Source organism: Candidatus Allofournierella merdipullorum (assembly GCF_048426865.1).
GTDB lineage: Bacteria > Bacillota > Clostridia > Oscillospirales > Ruminococcaceae > Allofournierella_A > Allofournierella_A merdipullorum.
Map to the genome: position 1 here is coordinate 23011 of NZ_DBFNWJ010000045.1, position 18147 is coordinate 41157.

Sequence of the window (18147 nt, forward strand, 5' to 3'; positions counted from 1 at the left end):
TGCGCGGGGCGGTCCGATTTTTACAGTTCCTCCACCTTCACCTTGAAAGCCGCGCTCACGCCGGGGTGCAGCTTCACGGTGGCGGAATAGGTGCCGAAGTCTTTGATGTCCCGCTCCAGCTCCACCTTGCGCTTGTCCAGCTCGGTGCCCACGGCCTTGCTCAACGCTTCGGCCACGTCCTTCGCGGTGATCTTGCCGAAGAGCCGCCCGGAGGCGCCGCCCTTGGCCTTGAGGGTGACGGTCTTGTCCTTCACCTTGTCCGCCAGCGCCTGGGCCGCGGCCAGGGCCTCGGCGGCGTGGTGCTCCTTGGCCTCGCTCTTGGTGCGGGCCATGTTCACCGCGGCGGCGTCCGCCGGAGCGGCCAGGCCGCGGGGGAAAAGGAAGTTGCGGGCGTAGCCGTCCGACACCTCATGGATCTCGTCTTTTTTGCCGATGGTTTTAACGTCCTGTTTCAGAATGACCTTCATGGTTCGTTTCTCCTTTTATGTGAGCGGGCGGGGCGGCCTTACGGCTGCGTCGCCTGCTGGTTTTTCTGGCTCGCCTGCTGTTGGCGGCGATAGTCGGCAATGGCGTCGCAGAGCATCTGCTCGGCGTGGTCCAGGCTGATATTCTTGAGCTGCGCGCCGGCCATGGTCATGTGACCGCCGCCGCCCAGCTGCTCCAAAATCACCTGCACGTTCACCTTGCCCATGCTGCGGGCGGAGATGTTCACGCCGTCCCCCTTCTGAACCGCCACAAAGCTGGCGCCCACCCCGTTGATGGTGAGCAGGTCGTTGGCGGCCTGAGGCACGGCCACCGCCATGCCCGGGGGCAGCTCCCCGGACACCGACACGGCACAGCCCATGTACAGCCGGGCGCTCTCCACCAGATTGGACTTGACGGTGTACTCCTCCAGCGAGGAGTTGAAGAGCAGCCGCACCTCCTCGGTGACAGCGCCCATCCGCCGCAGGTAAGCCGCGGCCTCAAAGGTGCGCACGCCGGTGTGAAGGGCGAAGCTGCGGGTGTCCAGCATGATGCCCGCCAGCAGCGCCTGAGCCTCCAGCGGGGTGGGGTTGGTCTCTTCGCCGGGCACATACTGCAGCAGCTCGCACACCAGCTCGCAGGTGGAGGAGGCGTAGGGCTCGTGGCAGAAGAGCACCGGGTTCTCGATGTGGCCCACGGCCTTGCGGTGGTGGTCGATGACTGCCACCTGGCCGCATTTTTCCAGAATGTCGCGGCTTTCCACCAGGCCCGTGATGTGGGTGTCCACCACCACCAGCAGGGTGCTGGCGGTAACCAGTTCGGCGGCTTCCTCCGGCTCGATGAAATCTTCGCCGAGACCCGCCTGCTCAAAGCTCTCGATGAGGCTGGAGGCCAGCGTGGCCTTGCGGCGCACCGCGATGACGGCGGGCACGTCCAGCCCTTTGCAGATGCGCAGCACGCCCACCGCGGCGCCCATGGCGTCCAGATCGGACATGCGGTGGCCCATGATGACCACGCTGTCCGCCTGGCGAACCAGATCCACCAGGGCGTTGGCAAGGATGCGGCTCTTGACCCGGCTGCGCTTTTCCACGCTGCGGGTCACGCCGCCGTAAAATTCAAATCCGTCGGGGGTCTTCACCGCCGCCTGGTCGCCGCCGCGGCCCAGGGCCATGTCCAGCGACTGCTGGGCCATCTGCTGGCATTCCTTCAGGCAGCTGCCGCCCCGGCCCACGCCGATGGACAAGGTCAGCTGCACGCTCTCGTTCAGCGCGCGCACCTTGTCCAGCAGATCGAAGCGGGCGGCCACGATCTCCTTCATGTGGCGCTCTTCCACCACAGCGATGTAGCGGGAGACCGACACCCGGCGCAAAAAGCCGTTGGTGCGGGCAAAGTACTGTTCCAGCGTGCGGTTGACCGCCTCCATCACATGGCTGCGCTCGGAGTCACGCAGGTCGGCCACCAGCTCCTGATAGCCATCCACCTCGATGATGAGGTAGGCCGGGCGGCTGGCGGCGTATTCGGCGGCGGCGGCTTTCAGCTCGGTGTCATCCACCAGATAGAGGATGGCAAAACCTTCCGCGCCGGGGGCGGAAAAGGCGGTGTAGCGCCGGCCCGCCCGCTCCAGATTCTGGCCCTTCTCCTCGGCGCACTGGCGCAGGTCCAGGCCGGGCAGGGCCCGGCTCACCGGCTGAAGGAAGGCGTCCTCGCCGGCCAGCAGCCGGGCGCGGAATGCCTCGTTGTACCACACCAGCGTCTTTCCGCTGAGCAGCGCCGCCGGAAGGCCCAGCGAGCCCAGGCTCAGCTGCAGTTCGCTGCCCTCGAACCGGGTGCAGTTCACCGCGCGGCAGATGGCGCGGCGCAGATGCCGCCCGCCCAGAACGATGGCCACGGCGATGAGCGCCAGCGCCGGCACCAGCACCAGCAGGGCCGGCGGATACAGTGCGGCCACCACGGCGGTGAGCACACAGCACAGCGCGGCAAGTGCCGCGCAGAGCAGTTCCAGAGAAAGACGCAGTCGGCTGCGCATGGGATGTTCGCCTCCTTCGGGGAAAGGGTCAGACTTCCATCAGGATGGGAAGGATCATGGGGCTGCGCTTGGTGCGCCGGTAGATATAGGCGGAGAGCGTCTCCCGCACGCGGGTCTTGACGCTGTTCCAGTCGTGGGTACGCTCGTTGCGGCAGCGCTCGAAGCACTGGATGACCAGCTTGCGTGCCTCGTCCATCAGTTCCTCGCTCTCCCGCACATACACAAAGCCCCGGCTGACCAGGTCCGGCCCGGCCAGCAGCTGCCCGTCGGCGGAGACGGTGGCCACCACGATGACCAGGCCGTCCTGGGAGAGGTGGCGGCGGTCCCGCAGGACCACGTTGCCCACGTCGCCCACGCCCAGGCCGTCCACCATGACCACGCCCGCGGGCACCGGCTCGCAGGTCTCCAGCCCGTCGGCGGACAGGCGGATATCCTGCCCGATCTCGGCGATGTGGATGTTCTGGGCGGGGATGCCCAGGCTCTCGGCGGTCATGGCGTGCTTCTTCAACTGCTTGTACTCGCCGTGCACCGGCAGGAAGTACCTGGGCGCGGTGAGGGTGAGGATGAGCTTCTGCTCCTCCTGGCAGGCGTGGCCGGAAACGTGCACGTCGTACATGGATTCATAGATGACCTCGGCGCCCAGCAGCAGCAGGCCGTTGACCACCTTGGTGACCATCTTCTCATTGCCGGGGATGGGGGTGGCGGAGATGATGATGAAGTCCCCCGGGCCCACCCGCACGTTGCGGTGGCTGGCGGAAGCCATGCGGGAGAGTGCGCTCAGCGGCTCGCCCTGGCTGCCGGTGGTGATGAGCACCACCTTCTCCGGCGGATACTTGTTCAGCTGCTCGATGTCGATGAGCACCCCTTCGGGGGCGTGGAGATAGCCCAGCTCCAGGGCCATCTGGGTGTTGTTGGCCATGCTGCGGCCGCTCACGGCCACCTTGCGGCCGTTCTCCACCGCCAGGTCGATGATCTGCTGGATGCGGTAGAGGTTGGAGGCGAAGGTGGCGATAATGATGCGCTGTTTGTCCGCACGGCGGAAGAGGTTGGCAAAGCTCTGGGCCACCTTTTTCTCGGTGGCGGTGAAGCCCGGGCGCTCGGCGTTGGTGGAGTCGCTCAGCAGCGCCAGCACGCCCTTGCGGCCGTACTCCGCGAAGGCCGCCAAATCGGTGGGGCCGCCGGAGAGGGGGGTGTAATCGATCTTGAAGTCGCCGGTCTGAAGCACCACGCCCGCCGGGCACTCGATGGCAAAGGCCACCGCGTCGGGGATGGAGTGGTTCACATGGATGGGCTCCACGGTGAAGCAGCCCAGCTTGAACTTGCGCCGGGGGGTGATCTCCACCAGCTTGGTGCGGCCCAGCAGGCCGTGCTCCTCCAGCTTGTTCTTGATGAGACCGATGGTCAGCCGGGTGGCGTACACCGGCAGGTTCACCTGCTTGAGCAGGTAGGGCAGCGCGCCGATGTGGTCCTCGTGGCCGTGGGTGATGATGACGCCCTTGATCTTGTCCTTATTCTGCACCACATAGGTGAAGTCGGGGATGACCAGGTCCACACCGAACATGTCGCTGTCCGGGAAGACGAGGCCGCAGTCCACAATGAGCATATCCCCCTGGCACTCGTACAGGGTGATGTTCTTGCCCACTTCGCCCAGGCCGCCCAGCGGGATGATGTGCATGGGCACGGCGGCGGGGCCGGTCTTCTGCCTTTGCTGGGGCCGGCGGGTACGGCTGTAGAAGGGCTTGCGGCGGGCATTGTCCGCCGCGCGGGCGTCGGCCGCCTGAGGCTGCGGGGCCTTCTGGGCGGGTTTGCCGCGGCCGTTCTTGGCCGTTTCGGGCTTCGCCTGGGCGCCGCCCTTGGGGGCGCGGGGCGCTCTGGGCTTGCGGGCGTTCTTTTCGGGATTGGGTTGGTTCATAAAGTTCCTCCGTAAAAATGGTGCGCAGAACATGCCCGGGCCACGCAGAAAGCGGGCCGGGGCAAAGCGCGGGGGTGGATGGGCGTATGTAGCCCTCTTGCGGGGTTCGGGTGGGTCTTGCGGCAGCGCCGCCGGGCACGAAAAGTCCATTTGTTCAATGCGACCGGGCCCTGTTTTTATAACGCACTCGGGTTTTAAGCAGATGCTTAAAGTTACGTTTATTATACAGCCGAATATGAGTAATTGTCAACAAAAAGGGCGGGCCGCCTCACGTCAGTATAGACAAAAACCGGGCCCGTGATGCCTTGCCCGCGGCGGCCAAACAGGGTATAATAATGGGGACAGCCGCCCCTTTTGCGGGGCGCGCGCGGGAGGAACGGATGAAACAGATCGAAATTTTTACCGACGGCGCCTGCAGCGGAAATCCCGGCCCGGGGGGCTGGGGCGCGGTGCTGCGCTACAAGCAGCACGAGAAGGAGCTGAGCGGCGGCGAGGCCGAGACCACCAACAACCGCATGGAGCTGATGGCCCTCATCGCGGCGCTGGAACAGCTGAAGGAGCCCTGCGAGATCACCCTGTGCAGCGACTCCAAATACGTCATCGACGGTCTCGAAAAGGGCTGGGCCAAAGGCTGGCGCGCCCGGGGCTGGAAAAAGGCGGACAAATCCCCCGCCTTGAACCCGGACCTGTGGGAGAAGCTGCTGAACCTGACCGAGGGCCACGTCATCCACTACAAGTGGATCAAGGGCCACGCCGGCCACCCGGAAAACGAGCGGTGCGACCGGCTGGCGGTGGCTCAGAGCAAGAAATTCGGCGGGCGGCAGGCCTGAGAAAAGCTAAAAGGAGTTTTTAACGATGAGCGATGCGTTTTTGCCCGGCAGCGGGTTTTCCACCTTTGAAGAGGCGGACCGGGTGCTGGTAGGGCTTTCCGGCGGGGTGGACAGCGCCGTCTGCGTGAATGTGCTGCGCCAGCAGGGGTTTGAAGTGCAGGGGGCGGTCATCCGCTTCTCTCCCGCCCACGACAAGGCAGTGGCCGAGGCGCAAAAGGCGGCGGCGGCGCTGGGCGTTCCGCTGACGGTGATCGACGCGGGCGAGGCTTTTGAAAAAGAGGTGGTGGGGCCCTTCTGCGCGGCCTACTGCGCCGGACGCACCCCCAACCCCTGCGTTTTGTGCAATCCGGCGGTGAAGTTCAAGCTGCTGGCCGCCGAGGCGGACAAGCTGGGCTGCCGCTTCATTGCCACCGGCCACTACGCCCGGGTGGAGGACCGGGGCGACGGCGTTTACACCGTCTGCAAGGCGGTGAGCACTGCCCGGGACCAGAGCTACATGCTCTACCGGCTGGGGCAGGACATCCTCAGCCGGCTGTGCCTGCCGCTGGGCGAGTTTGAGAAGGAGGACGTGCGGGAGATGGCCCGGGACGCCTCCCTCCCCTGCGCCGACGCGCCGGACAGCATGGAGATCTGCTTTATTCCCGACGGGGACTACGCGGCCTTCATCGAGGGCCGGGGCCTCGCGGGCAAGGAGGGGCATTTCATCGCCCCGGACGGGTCAGACCTTGGCCCCCACAAGGGCGTGCTGCGCTACACGCTGGGCCAGCGCAAGGGGTTGGGCCTCGCCCTGGGCAAGCCGGCCTTTGTGAAGGCCATCCGTGAAAACGGCGACGTGGTCCTGGGCTGGGCCGGGGAGGAATTCTTCGGCGGCATGCGCCTTTCGGACGTGTGCACCCCCGACGGCGCTCCCCTGCCCGCCGGGCACTACGAGGTGAAGGTGCGCAGCGCCGCCGCGCCGGTGGGCTGCACCTTCGACGGCGAAGGCATGGTGCGGTTCGACGAGCCCGCCCGCGCCCCCGCCCCCGGCCAGAGCGCCGTGTTCTACGACGGCGACGCGGTGGTGGGCGGCGGCTTCATCGCTGAGGCGCTGGACTGACCCGCAGCACAAAAAGAGCCGGCGGCTTTTCCCGTTTCAGGGACAAGCCGCCGGCTTTCTTTTGTTCTGTGTTCTCAGGCGTTGGGCAGCACCCCGGGGGCCGGGGCCAGGCGCTTTTGGATGTCCTCCAGGATCTCGGGGCAGACGAACTCGGAAATGTCGCCGCCGAAGCTGGCCACCTGCCGCACCACCGAGCTGGACAGGTACATATACTGGATGTCGGTGGTGAGGAAGAGCGTTTCCAGATTGGGATAGAGTTTTTTATTCGTGAGGGCCATCTGGAACTCGTACTCAAAGTCGGTCACCGCCCGCAGGCCCTTCACCAGCGTGCAGGCTCCCTGCTGCCGGGCGTAGTCCGCCAGCAGGCCGGCGTAGTAGTCCACCCGCACATTGGGGATGTCGGCCGTGACCCGGCGGGCCATCTCCACCCGCTCGGCGGCGGTGAAGGCGGTGTTTGTCTTGGTGTAGTTCACCATGATGAGCACGATCACCTCATCGAAGAGGTTTGCCGCCCGGCGGATGATGTCCAGGTGGCCCTTGGTGATGGGGTCGAAGCTGCCGGGGCAGATGGCAATGCGTTTTTCCATAGGAGTCTCTTCCTTTCCCGGGCAAAAAGGCCCGGCGGGATGGGGCGCTTTTTCAGAGCGCGGCGGCCATGCGGGCAGCCTGCACCGTGTTGCACAGCAACATGGCACGGGTCATCAGGCCCACGCCGCCGGGCACCGGAGTGATGCAGCCGGCCTTTTCGGCGGCGGCCTCAAAGTCCACGTCGCCGCAGAGCTTGCCGTCCGCCCCGCGGTTGATGCCCACGTCGATCACCGCTGCGCCGGGTTTGACCATGTCGCCGGTGATGAACTTCGCCTTGCCGATGGCGGCCACAAGAATATCCGCCTCGGCGCAAATTTTCGCAAGGTCTTTGGTGCGGGAGTGGCAGACGGTGACGGTGGCGTTCTCCCGCAAAAGCAGCAGTGCGGCGGGCTTGCCCACGATGTTGCTGCGGCCCACCACCACTGCCCGCTTGCCCTCGATGGCAACGCCGGCGGCTTTGAGCATCTCGATGCAGCCGGCGGGGGTGCAGGGCAAAAAGCACTGCTGGCCGATGGTCAGCCGCCCCACGTTCACCGGGGTGAAGCCGTCCACGTCCTTTTCGGGGGGGATGGCGGCGATGACCGCCTGCTCGTCGATGTGGGCGGGCAGCGGCAGCTGCACCAGCACCCCGTGCACCGACGGGTCGCTGGCCAGAAGGTGCAGCTGTTCCAGCACCTCGGCCTGGCTGGCGTTTTCGTCCAGACGCACAAGACGGCTCTCGATGCCGCACTCGTGGCAGTCGTTCTGCTTGCCCCGCACATACACCTGGCTGGCCGGGTCGTTGCCCACCAGCATCACCGCGAGGCAGGGGGTTATCCCCTGCTCTTTGAGCTGAGCGACCTCTTCGGCCACCCGCTGCTTGACCTGGTCCGCAAGGATTTTTCCGCTGATGATCTGCGCCGCCATGGCGTTCCTCCCCTTTCTGTAACGGTTATTCTTCCGAAGCCTCCGGCTGTTCGACGGCCTCGGGGGCGTTCTCATCTGCCGGGGCGTTCTCCTCCGCCAGAGCGGCGGCCCGGGCGGCCCAGTTGGTCTGGGTGATCTGGGCGGTCTGGGCCGCGAAGGCGGCGTGGGACGCGCCCACCGGCAGCTTGCCGGCAATGGAGGCGATCTGCGCGTCGGTCAGGCCGGCGGCGCGGGCCTGTTTGAGGGTGTCGCCGCTCACCGCCAGCTGCACCTGGAAGGGCACGTTTTTATACTTTTTGCCCAGCACGGCCAGCAGCACAAGGCCGGCCACCACGCCCACCAGCGCCACCACCTGGCTCACCCGCAGCCCCACGCCGGGGATGAGCAGGGAGTCGGTGCGCAGGCCCTCGATCCAGAAGCGGCCCGCGCCGTACCACACGGCGTAGAGCAGGGCGATCTGGCCGTTGTAGCGGCGCTTTTTCATGAACGCCCACAGGGCGAAGAAGCCCACGAAGCACCAGATGCTCTCGTACAGGAAGGTGGGATGCACCGGCATGGAGGGGTCCACCGTCACGCCCTGTTCGGCCAGCGTGCTCTGCCACTGCGCCAGGTATTCATGGGTGGAGCGGCTGTACATGCCGAAGATGGAGTTGGTGTTGGTGCCGAAGGCTTCCTGGTTGAAGAAGTTGCCCCAGCGGCCCATGCCCTGGCCGATGAGGAAGCCCATGGCCACCAGGTCAAAGGTGGGCAGGACGGGCACTTTGCGCCACTTGCAGGCAAGGCCGCCGAACACCGCCGCGCCGATCACCGCGCCGTAGATGGCGATGCCGCCGTCCCGCAGGTTGATCATGTCCCAGATGGAGTCATATTTGAACGGCGCGAAGGCCACATAGTAGGCCCGGGCGCAGACGATGGCGCACACCGTGCCCACCAGCACCACGTCCACCAGACGGTCGGCGTCCACGCCAAAGTCCGCCGCGTAGTGGAAGGCGAAGGCCAGCGCCAGCAGCAGACCCGCGGCGATGATGATGCCGTACCAATAAATGTTCATGTTGCCCAGGGTAAAGGCCACCCGGTCAATTTCAAGCTCCAGCCCCAGACGGGGGAACTGGACCAGATTCGTCATCATAAGCTGTTTCTCCTTTTCTGCCCTCAGGCGGGGTCCACCACCACGGTGGCGCTTCGCTCGGGACGAAGCATGGTCTGCAAGGCGTCGTCCAGGTCCTGTTTGGTCACGCTGGCCAGCGCCGCCAGCTCTTCGCCCGGCTCGCAGCCCCGCAAAAAGCTGCCCGCCAGCAGGGACGCCGCGCTCTCGGTGCTTTCCAAATCTTGCACCATCTCGCCGTAGAGCTGGTTTTTACACAGGGTGAACAGTTCCTCGTCCACACCCTCGGCGCGCAGCCGCTCAATTTCGGCCAGCAGCATGTCACGCACGGTTTCCGGCTGGTCGGTCTCGCCGGTGAACATGAAGCAGCACAGGCCGTCCAGCGCCAGGAACTCGCCGTCAAAGCCGGGGTTCACCAGGTTCTGGTCGTAGAGGGTGCGGTAGAGGGGGGTCATGCCGCCGCAAATGACCTCGGTGAGCATGTCGCAGATGACCTCGAACTTGACCCCGCGCACCGGGGCCTCTTTAAAGCCCACGCCCAGGCAGGGCTTTGCCACCTGCATGGAGAAGCGGGCCTCGGGGCGGGCGATGGCCGCGGGCTCGTCGGCTTCGAAACGCCGCACGCTGCCCGGCCGGGCGGGCAGTTTTGCCCGCCGGCAGGCGGCCAGCACCTGCTCCATGGTCACGTTACCTGCCACCGCCAGCACCATATTGCCGGGGTTATAGAACGCGCGGCAGCTGTCGTAGAGCATTTCCGGGGTGATCTGCGCGATGCTCTCCACCGTGCCGGCGATGTCGTGGCGGATGGGGTGCTTTTCGTACAGGCAGCCGAACAGGGCGGTCATCACCCGCCAGTCGGGGCTGTCGTCGTACATTTTGATTTCCTGGCCGATGATGCCCTGCTCCTTTTGGATGGTCGCTTCGGTGAAGTAGGGCTCGTTCACCATGCTCAGTAGGATATCCAGGTTTTCGTCCACCTTGTCGGTGGCGGAAAAGAGGTAGCAGGTCTTGTCGAAGCTGGTGTAGGCGTTGGCGGAAGCGCCGGTCTTGGCGAAGCGGGCGAAGGCGTCGCCCTCCTCGCTCTCGAACATCTTGTGCTCCAGGAAGTGGGCCGTGCCCGCGGGCAGGTGGACAGGCTTGCCGTCCACCTCAAAGTCCAGGTCCACCGAGCCGAAGCGGGTGCCGTAGATGGCGTAGGTGCTGCTGTAGCCGGGCATGGGGCGCACCAGCACAGTGAGGCCGCTTTCCAGCACGGCGCTCTGGCAGCCGACGGCGCGGCGCACGGCGTCGAAATTCTCAGCCATGGGTCTCCTCCTTTTGGGTCACGAGATAGCTCACCGACAGGGTGAACCGGCGCAGCACCTGCCGCACCTCGTCGGCCCCGATGGCCGCAAGGCGGGCCGAAGCCTCCCCGGGGGTGCTGATGCGGCCGCCCCGCACAATCTCGCCGAAGTACCAGTTTTCCAGGCTGGCGAGGCTGTCGCCCACGCCGGCCATGCCGCTGGCCAGGGCCAGACGGGCGTTCTCCAGTTCCTCGGGGGCGATGGGGCCTTCCAGCAGGGTGTTCAGTTCAGCCAGAATGGCCGCCTCGGCCTTCTGGGCGTTGGCGGGTTCCACGCCGCTGTCCACCATCATGCAGCCGGAGGCGGCGGTGATGCGGCTGGCGCAGTAGTAACAAAGGCTCTGCTTTTCCCGCACGTTCAAAAACAGGCGGCTGGAGGGCAGGCCCCCGAACACGCACATGGCCATGCGGTAAACGTCCAGTTCTTCCGGGTCCGCAGGCGCGCCCATGGTGAACAGCATGCAGAGCTTGGCCTGCACCAGGTCCAGTTTTTCCTCAAAATGCTGCGCCGGAACGGCGGGCATGGCGAGGAAGGAGGGCAGCTGCGCCGGGGCGCGGTGCAGCCCGTCCAGCGCCGCGGTCAGCTTTGCCCGCACGGCGGCCTCGTCCGCCCCCAGCACCATCACGTCGATGGCGGCGGTGGCAAGGATATCCTTGTAGGCCGCGGTGAGGCTGGCGGGGGTGACGGAGGGCAGGTCCTCCAGATAGCCGTCCCGGGCGACGCCCGCCGGGGAATCGCCAAAGAAGCGGCGCTGGGCCTGCCGCACGCAGTACAGGCGCTTGTCGTTGATCTCGCTCTCCAGCTGGCGGGCGAGGGTGGCTTTTTCGATGTTCACCGCCTCGGCGGAAAACTCGCCATTTTCAAAATAAGGTTCAAAGGCCACGCCGAAGGCAAGAGCCGCGTACTCGGCGGAAAGGCGTTCCCCTTCCAGTGCGAACTCGTCCTTGATGCCGGTGACGCTGACGCTCAGCACCCGGCAGGCCCCCTGCATGGAGGTGGCCACGGTGAGGTCCGCGCCGTAGAGTTTTGCCAGCTTGCGGGAGAGAGCGGTCATGTCCGGGCAGGCGGAATAGCCCCGCTCCAGCACCAGCGGCAGCAGGGCGTGGTCGGTGGCTGCCGCGCGAACGGCGGGAAAACGGAAATGGATGGAAATGCGGCAGCGGTTGAATTTATCCGCCGGCAGGGTGTGCAGCTGCACGCCGGGGGCGATGGATTCGGTGTGTAAGCTCATAGGTCTCCTTCTCGGTCAGGCGGAAAGGCCGTCCAGATATTCCTCCAGGCACTTGCCGCTCTCGGTGATGGCCTTGGCGTTCTCCACGCCCACATAGCGGTAGTGCCAGGGCTCGTAGATGATGCCGGTGATGGCCTGCTTGTTCTCGGGGTAGCGCAGGATGAAACCGTAGTCCGGCGCGTGCTCAAACATCCACTTGGCCGCGTCGGTATTGGCAAAGGCGGAGTCCAGGGTCTGGTGGTCGGGGGTGACGATGTCCGCCGCCAGGCCGGAGTTATGCTCGGAATAGCCGGGCACGGCCACCACCGTTTTGGCCTTGTCGTAGGCCTCCTGGTCGGACATACCCTCGTCCAGCCACTTCTGCTTTTCCTGGTCGAAGAGGTTCTGCTGGTATTCCACCGTGCGGTAGCCCGAGCAGAGCAGCAGCTCCACGCCGTCCACGGCGGCGGCCTGCTTCATCTGCATATAGGCGTCGGCGGCTTCCTCCGCCAGCTCCTTCTGGGTGGAGGCCTCGGCCACCTTGGTGGTGATCTGCCAGTTTTCCGGCAGGGCCACATTGTTGTTCACAAGGGTCAGCCGCCAGTCGCCGTCGGTGGTGGGGATGACGGTCTCGGCGGAGGACGCCGGCTCGCTGGCCGGCTGGCTGGCGGGTTCGCTGGCGGGCTGGCTGGTCGAATCGCCGGCGCTCTGGCTGGTGCTCTGACTGTTGCTCTGGCCGGAAGTTCCGTTCTCTTTATCGCCGGCGGTGAGCACGCCCACCAGCTTAAAGACGCCGAAGCCCACAGCCGCGGCCAGCACAAGGCAGATCGCAAAGAAGATCAGCCGGTTGCGCATCACCTGCCGCTTGCGGCGGGCACGGGCGGCGGCGCGGCGGCGGCGCTCGCTTTCACTCATATCACGGGGGGGATAGCTTGCCATGGGGTACACTCCTTCAAGCCGCGCGGGGGCGGCGTTTTTCGATGATTCAGTTATCTATTATACACCCGGGGGACGCGGCTGTAAATCGAAGAATTGCAAAGAAAATATGACAGGCCGCCGCCTCAGAGGGCGGCGGCCTGAGCGGTCAGCCTTTTTGCAGTTTGTCCCAGTAGGGGGTGCAATCGAAGGTAGCGAAGTAGTCCGCCGGGGTCTCGGCGCGGCGGATGAGCTGGTGAGAGCCGTCCTCTTTCAGCAACACCTCGGCGCTGCGCAGCTTGCCGTTGTAGTTGTAGCCCATGGAGAAGCCGTGGGCGCCGGTGTCGTGGATGACCACCACGTCGCCGATCTCGATCTTGGGCAGGGGGCGATCCACAGCGAACTTGTCGTTGTTCTCGCACAGGCCGCCGGTGACGTCGTAGATGCGGTCGCAGGGCTCGTCCTCCTTGCCCAGCACGGTGATGTGGTGGTAAGCGCCGTACATGGCCGGGCGCATCAGGTTGGCGGCGCAGGCGTCCAGGCCGATGTAGTCTTTCTGGATGTGTTTTTCGTGGAGCACAGTGGCCACCAGATGACCGTAGGGGGCCAGCATGTAGCGGCCCAGCTCGGTGAAGATGGCCACATCGCCCATGCCCGCGGGCACCAGAATTTCCTCAAATTTCTTGCGCACACCCTCGCCGATGGCCTCGATGTCGCTCTTGGGCTGGTAGGGGGCGTAGTCCACGCCCACGCCGCCGGACAGGTTCACGAAGGCAATTTTCGCGCCGGTGGCCTCGTGCAGGCGCACGGCCAGCTCGAACAGGATGCCCGCCAGGGTGGGATAGTATTCGTTGTAGGTGGTATTGCTGGCCAGGAAGGCGTGGATGCCGAACTGCTTGGCGCCCTTGGCCATCAGCTTTTTGAAGGCGCTGACCATCTGCACCTCGGTCATGCCGTACTTGGCTTCGCCGGGGTTGTCCATGATGCCGTTGCCCAGGCTGAACACGCCGCCGGGATTGTAGCGGCAGCAGACGGTCTCGGGCACGCCGGCCACCCGCTCCAGAAACTCCACGTGGGTGTAGTCGTCCAGGTTGATGTAGGCGCCCATCTCGGCGGCCTTTTTCATGTCCTGCACGGGGGTCACGTTGGAGGAGAACATCACGTCATGGCCGGTGATGCCGCAGGCCTCGCTGAGCACCAGCTCGGTGTAGGAGGAGCAGTCCATGCCGCAGCCTTCCTCTTTCAAGATCTGCATCAGATAGGGGTTGGGGGTCGCCTTGACGGCGAAATACTCCTTGAAGCCTTTGTTCCAGCTGAAGGCTTTATAAAGGCGGCGGGCGTTCTCCCGGATGCCCTTCTCGTCGTAAAGATGGAACGGCGTGGGCACATCGGCAATGATCTGCTGGGCCTGTTCCAGTGTGATGAACGGTACTTTCTGCATACTGCACTCTCCCCTCTTTGCGGCGCGCGGGCGCTGCTGCCCGGCCCGAAGTTTCATTATTATAGCACGATGAAGCCCCATTGGCAACTTTTCTAAAATCAAAACCGCCCCCGGCAAATCAAAGCCGGAGGCGGCAAGAGAGAAAAGACAAATTTCAGATGCGAAGCTCGCCCTTGACGATGTATTCGATCCACTCCGCCAGGTTGGTGGCGTGGTCGCTCATGCGCTCCAGATACTTGGCGATCATCAGATAGTCCACATACTGGGAGATGGCCCCGGTGTTGGCGGCCATCATCTGGCACAGCTCCTCACAGACTTCCTCGAAGTAGTCGTCCTGGGCGTCGTCCTGGGCGGCCACAAGGCGGGCCTTCTCCACGTCCAGGTCAACGTAGGCCTGCACGGTGTCCTGCACCATCTTCTGCATCAGGCCGAACATCTCAGAGAAATAGGGGATGTGCTCCACCTTCTCCTTGCCGGAAAGCTTCACCACATACTCGCTGATGTCGGCGCAGTGGTCGGCGATACGCTCCAGGTCAGCGATCATGCGCATGATGGAGGCGATGCGCCGCCAGTCGCCCGCCACGGGACTCTGGGTGACCACCAGGGTCAGGCATTCCTGCTCGATGTCGCGCTCCATCTTGTCGAACTCGTCGTCGCCTTCCATGACCGAGCGGGCCAGGTCGGCGTCCAGCTGCTCCAGGGCGCGCTGGGTGCGGCCGATGGCCTGCACGATGCCGCCGCCCATCTCCATCACATGCACGCGCAGCTGGCCCAGCGCCTCGGTGTAATTGTTTCGGGTCTGCATAGTTGCCTCCTTGTCAGCCGAACCGGCCGGTGATGTAATCCTCGGTGCGCTTGTCCTGGGGGTTCTGGAAGATCTGGATGGTGGGGCCGTACTCCACCAGCTCGCCCAGCAGGAAGAACGCGGTCTTGTCCGAGATACGGCTGGCCTGCTGCATGTTGTGGGTCACGATGACCACGGTGTAGTCCTTTTTCAAATCGGCCATCAGGTCCTCGATGCGCAGGGTGCTGCCGGGGTCCAGAGCGCTGGTGGGTTCGTCCATCAGCAGCACGTCCGGCTCCACCGCCAGCGCCCGGGCGATGCACAGGCGCTGCTGCTGGCCGCCGGAGAGGCCCATGGCGCTCTTTTTCAGGCGGTCCTTCACCTCGTCCCACAAAGCCGCGCCCCGCAGGCTCTTCTCCACCAGCTCGTCCAGCTCGGCGTGGGAGTGGTTGCCGTGGAGCCGGGGGCCGTAGGCCACATTGTCGTAGATGCTCATGGGGAAGGGATTAGGCTTCTGGAACACCATGCCCACCCGGCGGCGCAGCTCGTTCACATCCACGTCCTTGGCGTAGATGTCCTGGCCGTTCAGCAGCACCTCGCCGGTGATGCGCACGCTGGGGATGAGATCGTTCATGCGGTCCAGGGTTTTGAGGAAGGTGGACTTGCCGCAGCCCGAGGGGCCGATCAGGGCAGTGATCTCGTTCTTCTGGATATCCATGTTGATGCCCTTCAGCGCCTCGGTCTCGCCGTAGTACAGGTGAAGGTCCTTCGATTGCAAAATGGGGGTCTCGCTCATTGTGCGCCCTCCTTCTTTTTCATTCGGTTGCGTACCAGCCGGGTGGCGGCGTTCAGCCCCAGCACCAGCAGCATCAGGATGGCGGCGATGGCATAGCCCACGTCGAACTCACCACGCTCGCTCACATACATATACAGCGCCACGGACAAGGTGCCGCCGCTGCGGCTGAAGGCCGCGAAGACATTTTTGGCAATGACGGTGCCCACGCCGGCGGTGAACAGCAGCGCGGCGCTTTCGCCCACGATGCGGCCCACGGCCAGGATGCAGCCGGTGATGATGCCCTCCAGCGAGGAAGGCAGCACGATGGTGCGGATCATGTACCACTTGGTGGCCCCCAGGCCCAGCGCGCCCTCACGGTAGCTGGCGGGCACGGTCTTGAGGCTCTCCTGGGTGGTGCGGATGATGGTGGGCAGGATCATGATGACCAGGGTGCAGCCGCCGGAGAGCAGGCTGGTCTTGAAGCCCAGCATCTGGCAGAAGAACAGCATGCCCACCAGGCCGTAGAGGATGGAGGGGATGCCCGCCAGCGCCTCGGTGGCGAACTCCACCAGGCCGATGAGTTTGCGGCTGGTGGCGTACTCGGTGAGGTACACCGCAGCGCCCACGCCCAGCGGCAGGGCCAGCAGCAGGCTGAAAGCCACGATGTAGAGGGTGTTCAGGATGTTGGGCAGGATGCCGATGGTGTCCTTCAGCGCACTGGGCGCGGTGGAGAGCAGCTGCCAGGTGATGTGGGGCACGCCCTTGACGAAGATGTAGCCGATGAGGCCGATGAGCAGCGCGCAGGTGAGCGCCGCCGCGGCGTAGACAAGGCCCAGCAGCACAGCGCTCTTGGCCTTACGCAGGCGGAGTTTGGAAGGAGCGGCGGCCCGTTCGGCGCGCACGCCGGATGCGTTCAGTGTTGCCTGAAGAGTGCTCATTCCTTCTCCCCCCGTTTCAGCACACGGCCCAGCAGGCCGTTGACCAGCATAATAAAGATAAACAGTACCAGAGCGATGCTGAACAGCGCCTGCTTCTGCAGGCCGCTGGCGTAGCTCATCTCCTTGGCCACCGCGGTGGTCAGGAAGGTGACGCTCTTGAACAGGCCGGGCATGTTGGGCACGTTGCCGGCCACCATCATAACGGCCATGGCTTCGCCGATGGCGCGGCCCACGCCCAGCACAACGCCCGCGCCGATGCCGCTTTTCGCGGCGGGCAGGCTCACCTTGAAGATGGTCTCCATCCAGGTGGCGCCCAGAGCCAGGCTGGCGTGCTCGTACTCAGGCGGCACGGCGTTCAGCGCCGTCTCGCTCACCGACACGATGCCGGGCAAAATGATGATGGCCAGAACCAGCATGGCGGCCAGCAGGCAGGTGCCGTTGTCCAGATGGAACACCTGCATCATCAGCGGCACCAACACCATCATGCCCACCAGGCCGTAGACCACGCTGGGGATGCCCGCCAGCAGGTCCACCGCAGGGCGGACGATGCCCGCCACCCGGGGGCTGGCCACCTTGGAGAGGAACACTGCGGTGAGCACGCCCACCGGCACGCCGATGACGATGGCGCCCAGGGTGCCCCAGATGCTGGTGAGGATGAAGGGCAGGATGCCGAAACTGGGCTCAGCGGCGGTAGATTTCCACACGGTGCCCAGCAGGAACTCGCCGAGGCCGATCTCCTTGATGGCAGGCAGACCGGCGGTGATGATATAAAGGCTGATGAGGGCCACGAAGGCGATGGCCAGCATACCGCAGGTGAAGAACACTGCGTGCATGACCGCCTCGGTGATGTGTTTGGTTTTCATGGGCGTTCTCCTTTCACAGCCCGGCAAAAGCCGCACGGCGCCTGCCGTGCGGCTTTTTTCGGGAAACCGTGTGCGCTCGTTACGCCAGGGGCACCGCGCCGGCGTCGATGATCAGCTGGTGAGCGTCCTCGCTCAGGGCGAAGTCGATGAAGGCCTGGGCGGCGTCGCTCAGCTCAGCGCCCTCCTTGGTGACGAAGACGAAGGGACGCTGCACCTTGTAGCTGCCGTCCTGCACGGTGGCCTCGGTGGCCTCCACGCCGTCCACGGTCACAGCCTTGACCTTCTCATCCACAGCGGACAGAGAAGCGTAGCCGAAGGCATTGGGGTTGGCGGCCACGGCGGCGATCACGGCGCCGGTGCTGGTCAGCTCCTGATCGTAGACGCAGACATCCTCCACGCCAACGATGCTCTCGAAGCCGTCGCGGGTGCCGCTGCCGGCCTCACGGCCAATCAGGACCACGGGGGCGTCAGGGCCGCCCACCTCGCTCCAGTTGGTGATGGTGCCGTCGGCCAGGCCCTTGATCTGCTCCAGAGACAGGTCGGTGACGGTGTTCTCATTGTTCACGATGATGGCGATGCCGTCCAGGGCGAAGGTGGTGCCCACCAGGCCGGTCTCGTCCTCTTTCAGGGCGCGGCTGGAAAGGCCGATGTCCAGAGTGCCCTCGGAAGCGCCGGTGATGCCCGCGCCGCTGCCGGTGGGATCGTAAGTAACGTCAACGCCGGGGTTGGCCATCATGAAGGACTCCTGCATGGCCAGGATGACCTTCTCCACGCTGGTGGAACCGCCGGTGGTCACCGCGCCTTCCAGCTCGCTGGTCTCAGAGGCGGGGGTGCTGACGGTGGTGTCAGAGCTGTCGGTGTTGGCGGCGGGGGCGCTGGAAGAAGGGGCGCTGCCACAGGCTGCCAGGCTCACGGCCATGCACAGAGCGGCCGCAAAAGCAACAAACTTTTTC

17 protein-coding genes are annotated in these 18147 nt (G+C 65.0%); 2 read left to right on the forward strand and 15 right to left on the reverse strand.

Annotation, left to right across the window (positions count from 1 at the left end):
• Nucleotides 1-20: 20 nt before the first annotated feature.
• Genes rplI through ACMNAY_RS08235 form a run of 3 tightly spaced genes read right to left on the reverse strand, consistent with a single transcriptional unit; the run spans nucleotide 21 to nucleotide 4400 of the window.
• The gene (rplI, locus tag ACMNAY_RS08225) at nucleotides 21-467 is read right to left on the reverse strand and encodes a 50S ribosomal protein L9 (protein ID WP_394968651.1); all 447 of its coding nucleotides are present in this window, start codon (nucleotides 465-467) and stop codon (nucleotides 21-23) included.
• A 38-nt stretch (nucleotides 468-505) separates the two neighbouring features.
• Complete coding sequence (locus tag ACMNAY_RS08230; protein WP_418719060.1) at nucleotides 506-2488, reverse strand: DHH family phosphoesterase; 1983 nt, start codon at nucleotides 2486-2488, stop codon at nucleotides 506-508.
• A 28-nt stretch (nucleotides 2489-2516) separates the two neighbouring features.
• Nucleotides 2517-4400 carry a ribonuclease J gene (locus ACMNAY_RS08235; RefSeq protein WP_418719061.1) on the reverse strand — a complete coding sequence of 628 codons (1884 nt, stop codon included), beginning with the start codon at nucleotides 4398-4400 and terminating at the stop codon, nucleotides 2517-2519.
• A gap of 380 nt (nucleotides 4401-4780) precedes the next feature.
• Here ACMNAY_RS08235 and rnhA point away from each other — a divergent pair, with 380 nt between their 5' ends.
• A complete protein-coding gene (gene rnhA / locus ACMNAY_RS08240; protein ID WP_394968648.1) occupies nucleotides 4781-5230 on the forward strand; it encodes a ribonuclease HI in 450 nt (149 codons plus the stop codon).
• Between the two features lie 25 nt (nucleotides 5231-5255).
• Nucleotides 5256-6326 carry a tRNA 2-thiouridine(34) synthase MnmA gene (gene mnmA, locus ACMNAY_RS08245; protein ID WP_418719062.1) on the forward strand — a complete coding sequence of 357 codons (1071 nt, stop codon included), beginning with the start codon at nucleotides 5256-5258 and terminating at the stop codon, nucleotides 6324-6326.
• 74 nt (nucleotides 6327-6400) lie between these two features.
• Here the strand turns inward: mnmA and coaD are convergent, their stop codons facing one another.
• From coaD to ACMNAY_RS08305, 12 genes are all read right to left on the reverse strand, one after another.
• On the reverse strand, nucleotides 6401-6913 hold the full coding sequence (gene coaD, locus ACMNAY_RS08250) for a pantetheine-phosphate adenylyltransferase (RefSeq protein WP_418719063.1): 513 nt from the start codon (nucleotides 6911-6913) through the stop codon (nucleotides 6401-6403).
• Between the two features lie 52 nt (nucleotides 6914-6965).
• Nucleotides 6966-7820 carry a bifunctional methylenetetrahydrofolate dehydrogenase/methenyltetrahydrofolate cyclohydrolase FolD gene (folD, locus tag ACMNAY_RS08255; RefSeq protein WP_418719064.1) on the reverse strand — a complete coding sequence of 285 codons (855 nt, stop codon included), beginning with the start codon at nucleotides 7818-7820 and terminating at the stop codon, nucleotides 6966-6968.
• Between the two features lie 25 nt (nucleotides 7821-7845).
• Nucleotides 7846-8949 (reverse strand): prolipoprotein diacylglyceryl transferase, encoded by a 1104-nt coding sequence (gene lgt, locus ACMNAY_RS08260; RefSeq protein ID WP_418719065.1) that lies wholly within the window; start codon nucleotides 8947-8949, stop codon nucleotides 7846-7848.
• Nucleotides 8950-8972: 23 nt separating this feature from the next.
• Entirely contained in the window at nucleotides 8973-10229 is a 1257-nt protein-coding gene (gene yfmH, locus ACMNAY_RS08265) for an EF-P 5-aminopentanol modification-associated protein YfmH (protein ID WP_418719066.1), read from the reverse strand.
• The gene (locus ACMNAY_RS08270; RefSeq protein ID WP_418719067.1) at nucleotides 10222-11499 is read right to left on the reverse strand and encodes a M16 family metallopeptidase; all 1278 of its coding nucleotides are present in this window, start codon (nucleotides 11497-11499) and stop codon (nucleotides 10222-10224) included. Before ACMNAY_RS08270 ends, yfmH begins: the two co-directional genes overlap by 8 nt.
• A 15-nt stretch (nucleotides 11500-11514) precedes the next feature.
• Complete coding sequence (locus ACMNAY_RS08275; protein WP_394975936.1) at nucleotides 11515-12417, reverse strand: M15 family metallopeptidase; 903 nt, start codon at nucleotides 12415-12417, stop codon at nucleotides 11515-11517.
• 145 nt (nucleotides 12418-12562) lie between these two features.
• Nucleotides 12563-13834 (reverse strand): diaminopimelate decarboxylase, encoded by a 1272-nt coding sequence (locus ACMNAY_RS08280; RefSeq protein WP_418719068.1) that lies wholly within the window; start codon nucleotides 13832-13834, stop codon nucleotides 12563-12565.
• A gap of 154 nt (nucleotides 13835-13988) precedes the next feature.
• Nucleotides 13989-14639 carry a phosphate signaling complex protein PhoU gene (gene phoU / locus ACMNAY_RS08285; protein WP_394975934.1) on the reverse strand — a complete coding sequence of 217 codons (651 nt, stop codon included), beginning with the start codon at nucleotides 14637-14639 and terminating at the stop codon, nucleotides 13989-13991.
• Nucleotides 14640-14652: 13 nt separating this feature from the next.
• Complete coding sequence (gene pstB / locus ACMNAY_RS08290; RefSeq protein WP_418719069.1) at nucleotides 14653-15414, reverse strand: phosphate ABC transporter ATP-binding protein PstB; 762 nt, start codon at nucleotides 15412-15414, stop codon at nucleotides 14653-14655.
• A complete protein-coding gene (pstA, locus tag ACMNAY_RS08295; protein WP_418719070.1) occupies nucleotides 15411-16331 on the reverse strand; it encodes a phosphate ABC transporter permease PstA in 921 nt (306 codons plus the stop codon). Before pstA ends, pstB begins: the two co-directional genes overlap by 4 nt.
• Nucleotides 16328-17194: a phosphate ABC transporter permease subunit PstC gene (pstC, locus tag ACMNAY_RS08300; protein ID WP_418719071.1), complete on the reverse strand. Its 867-nt coding sequence runs from the start codon at nucleotides 17192-17194 to the stop codon at nucleotides 16328-16330. The genes pstA and pstC overlap by 4 nt, the downstream gene beginning before the upstream one ends.
• A gap of 79 nt (nucleotides 17195-17273) precedes the next feature.
• A partial coding sequence (locus ACMNAY_RS08305; protein WP_418719072.1) for a phosphate ABC transporter substrate-binding protein occupies nucleotides 17274-18147 on the reverse strand: 874 nt, incomplete at its 5' end.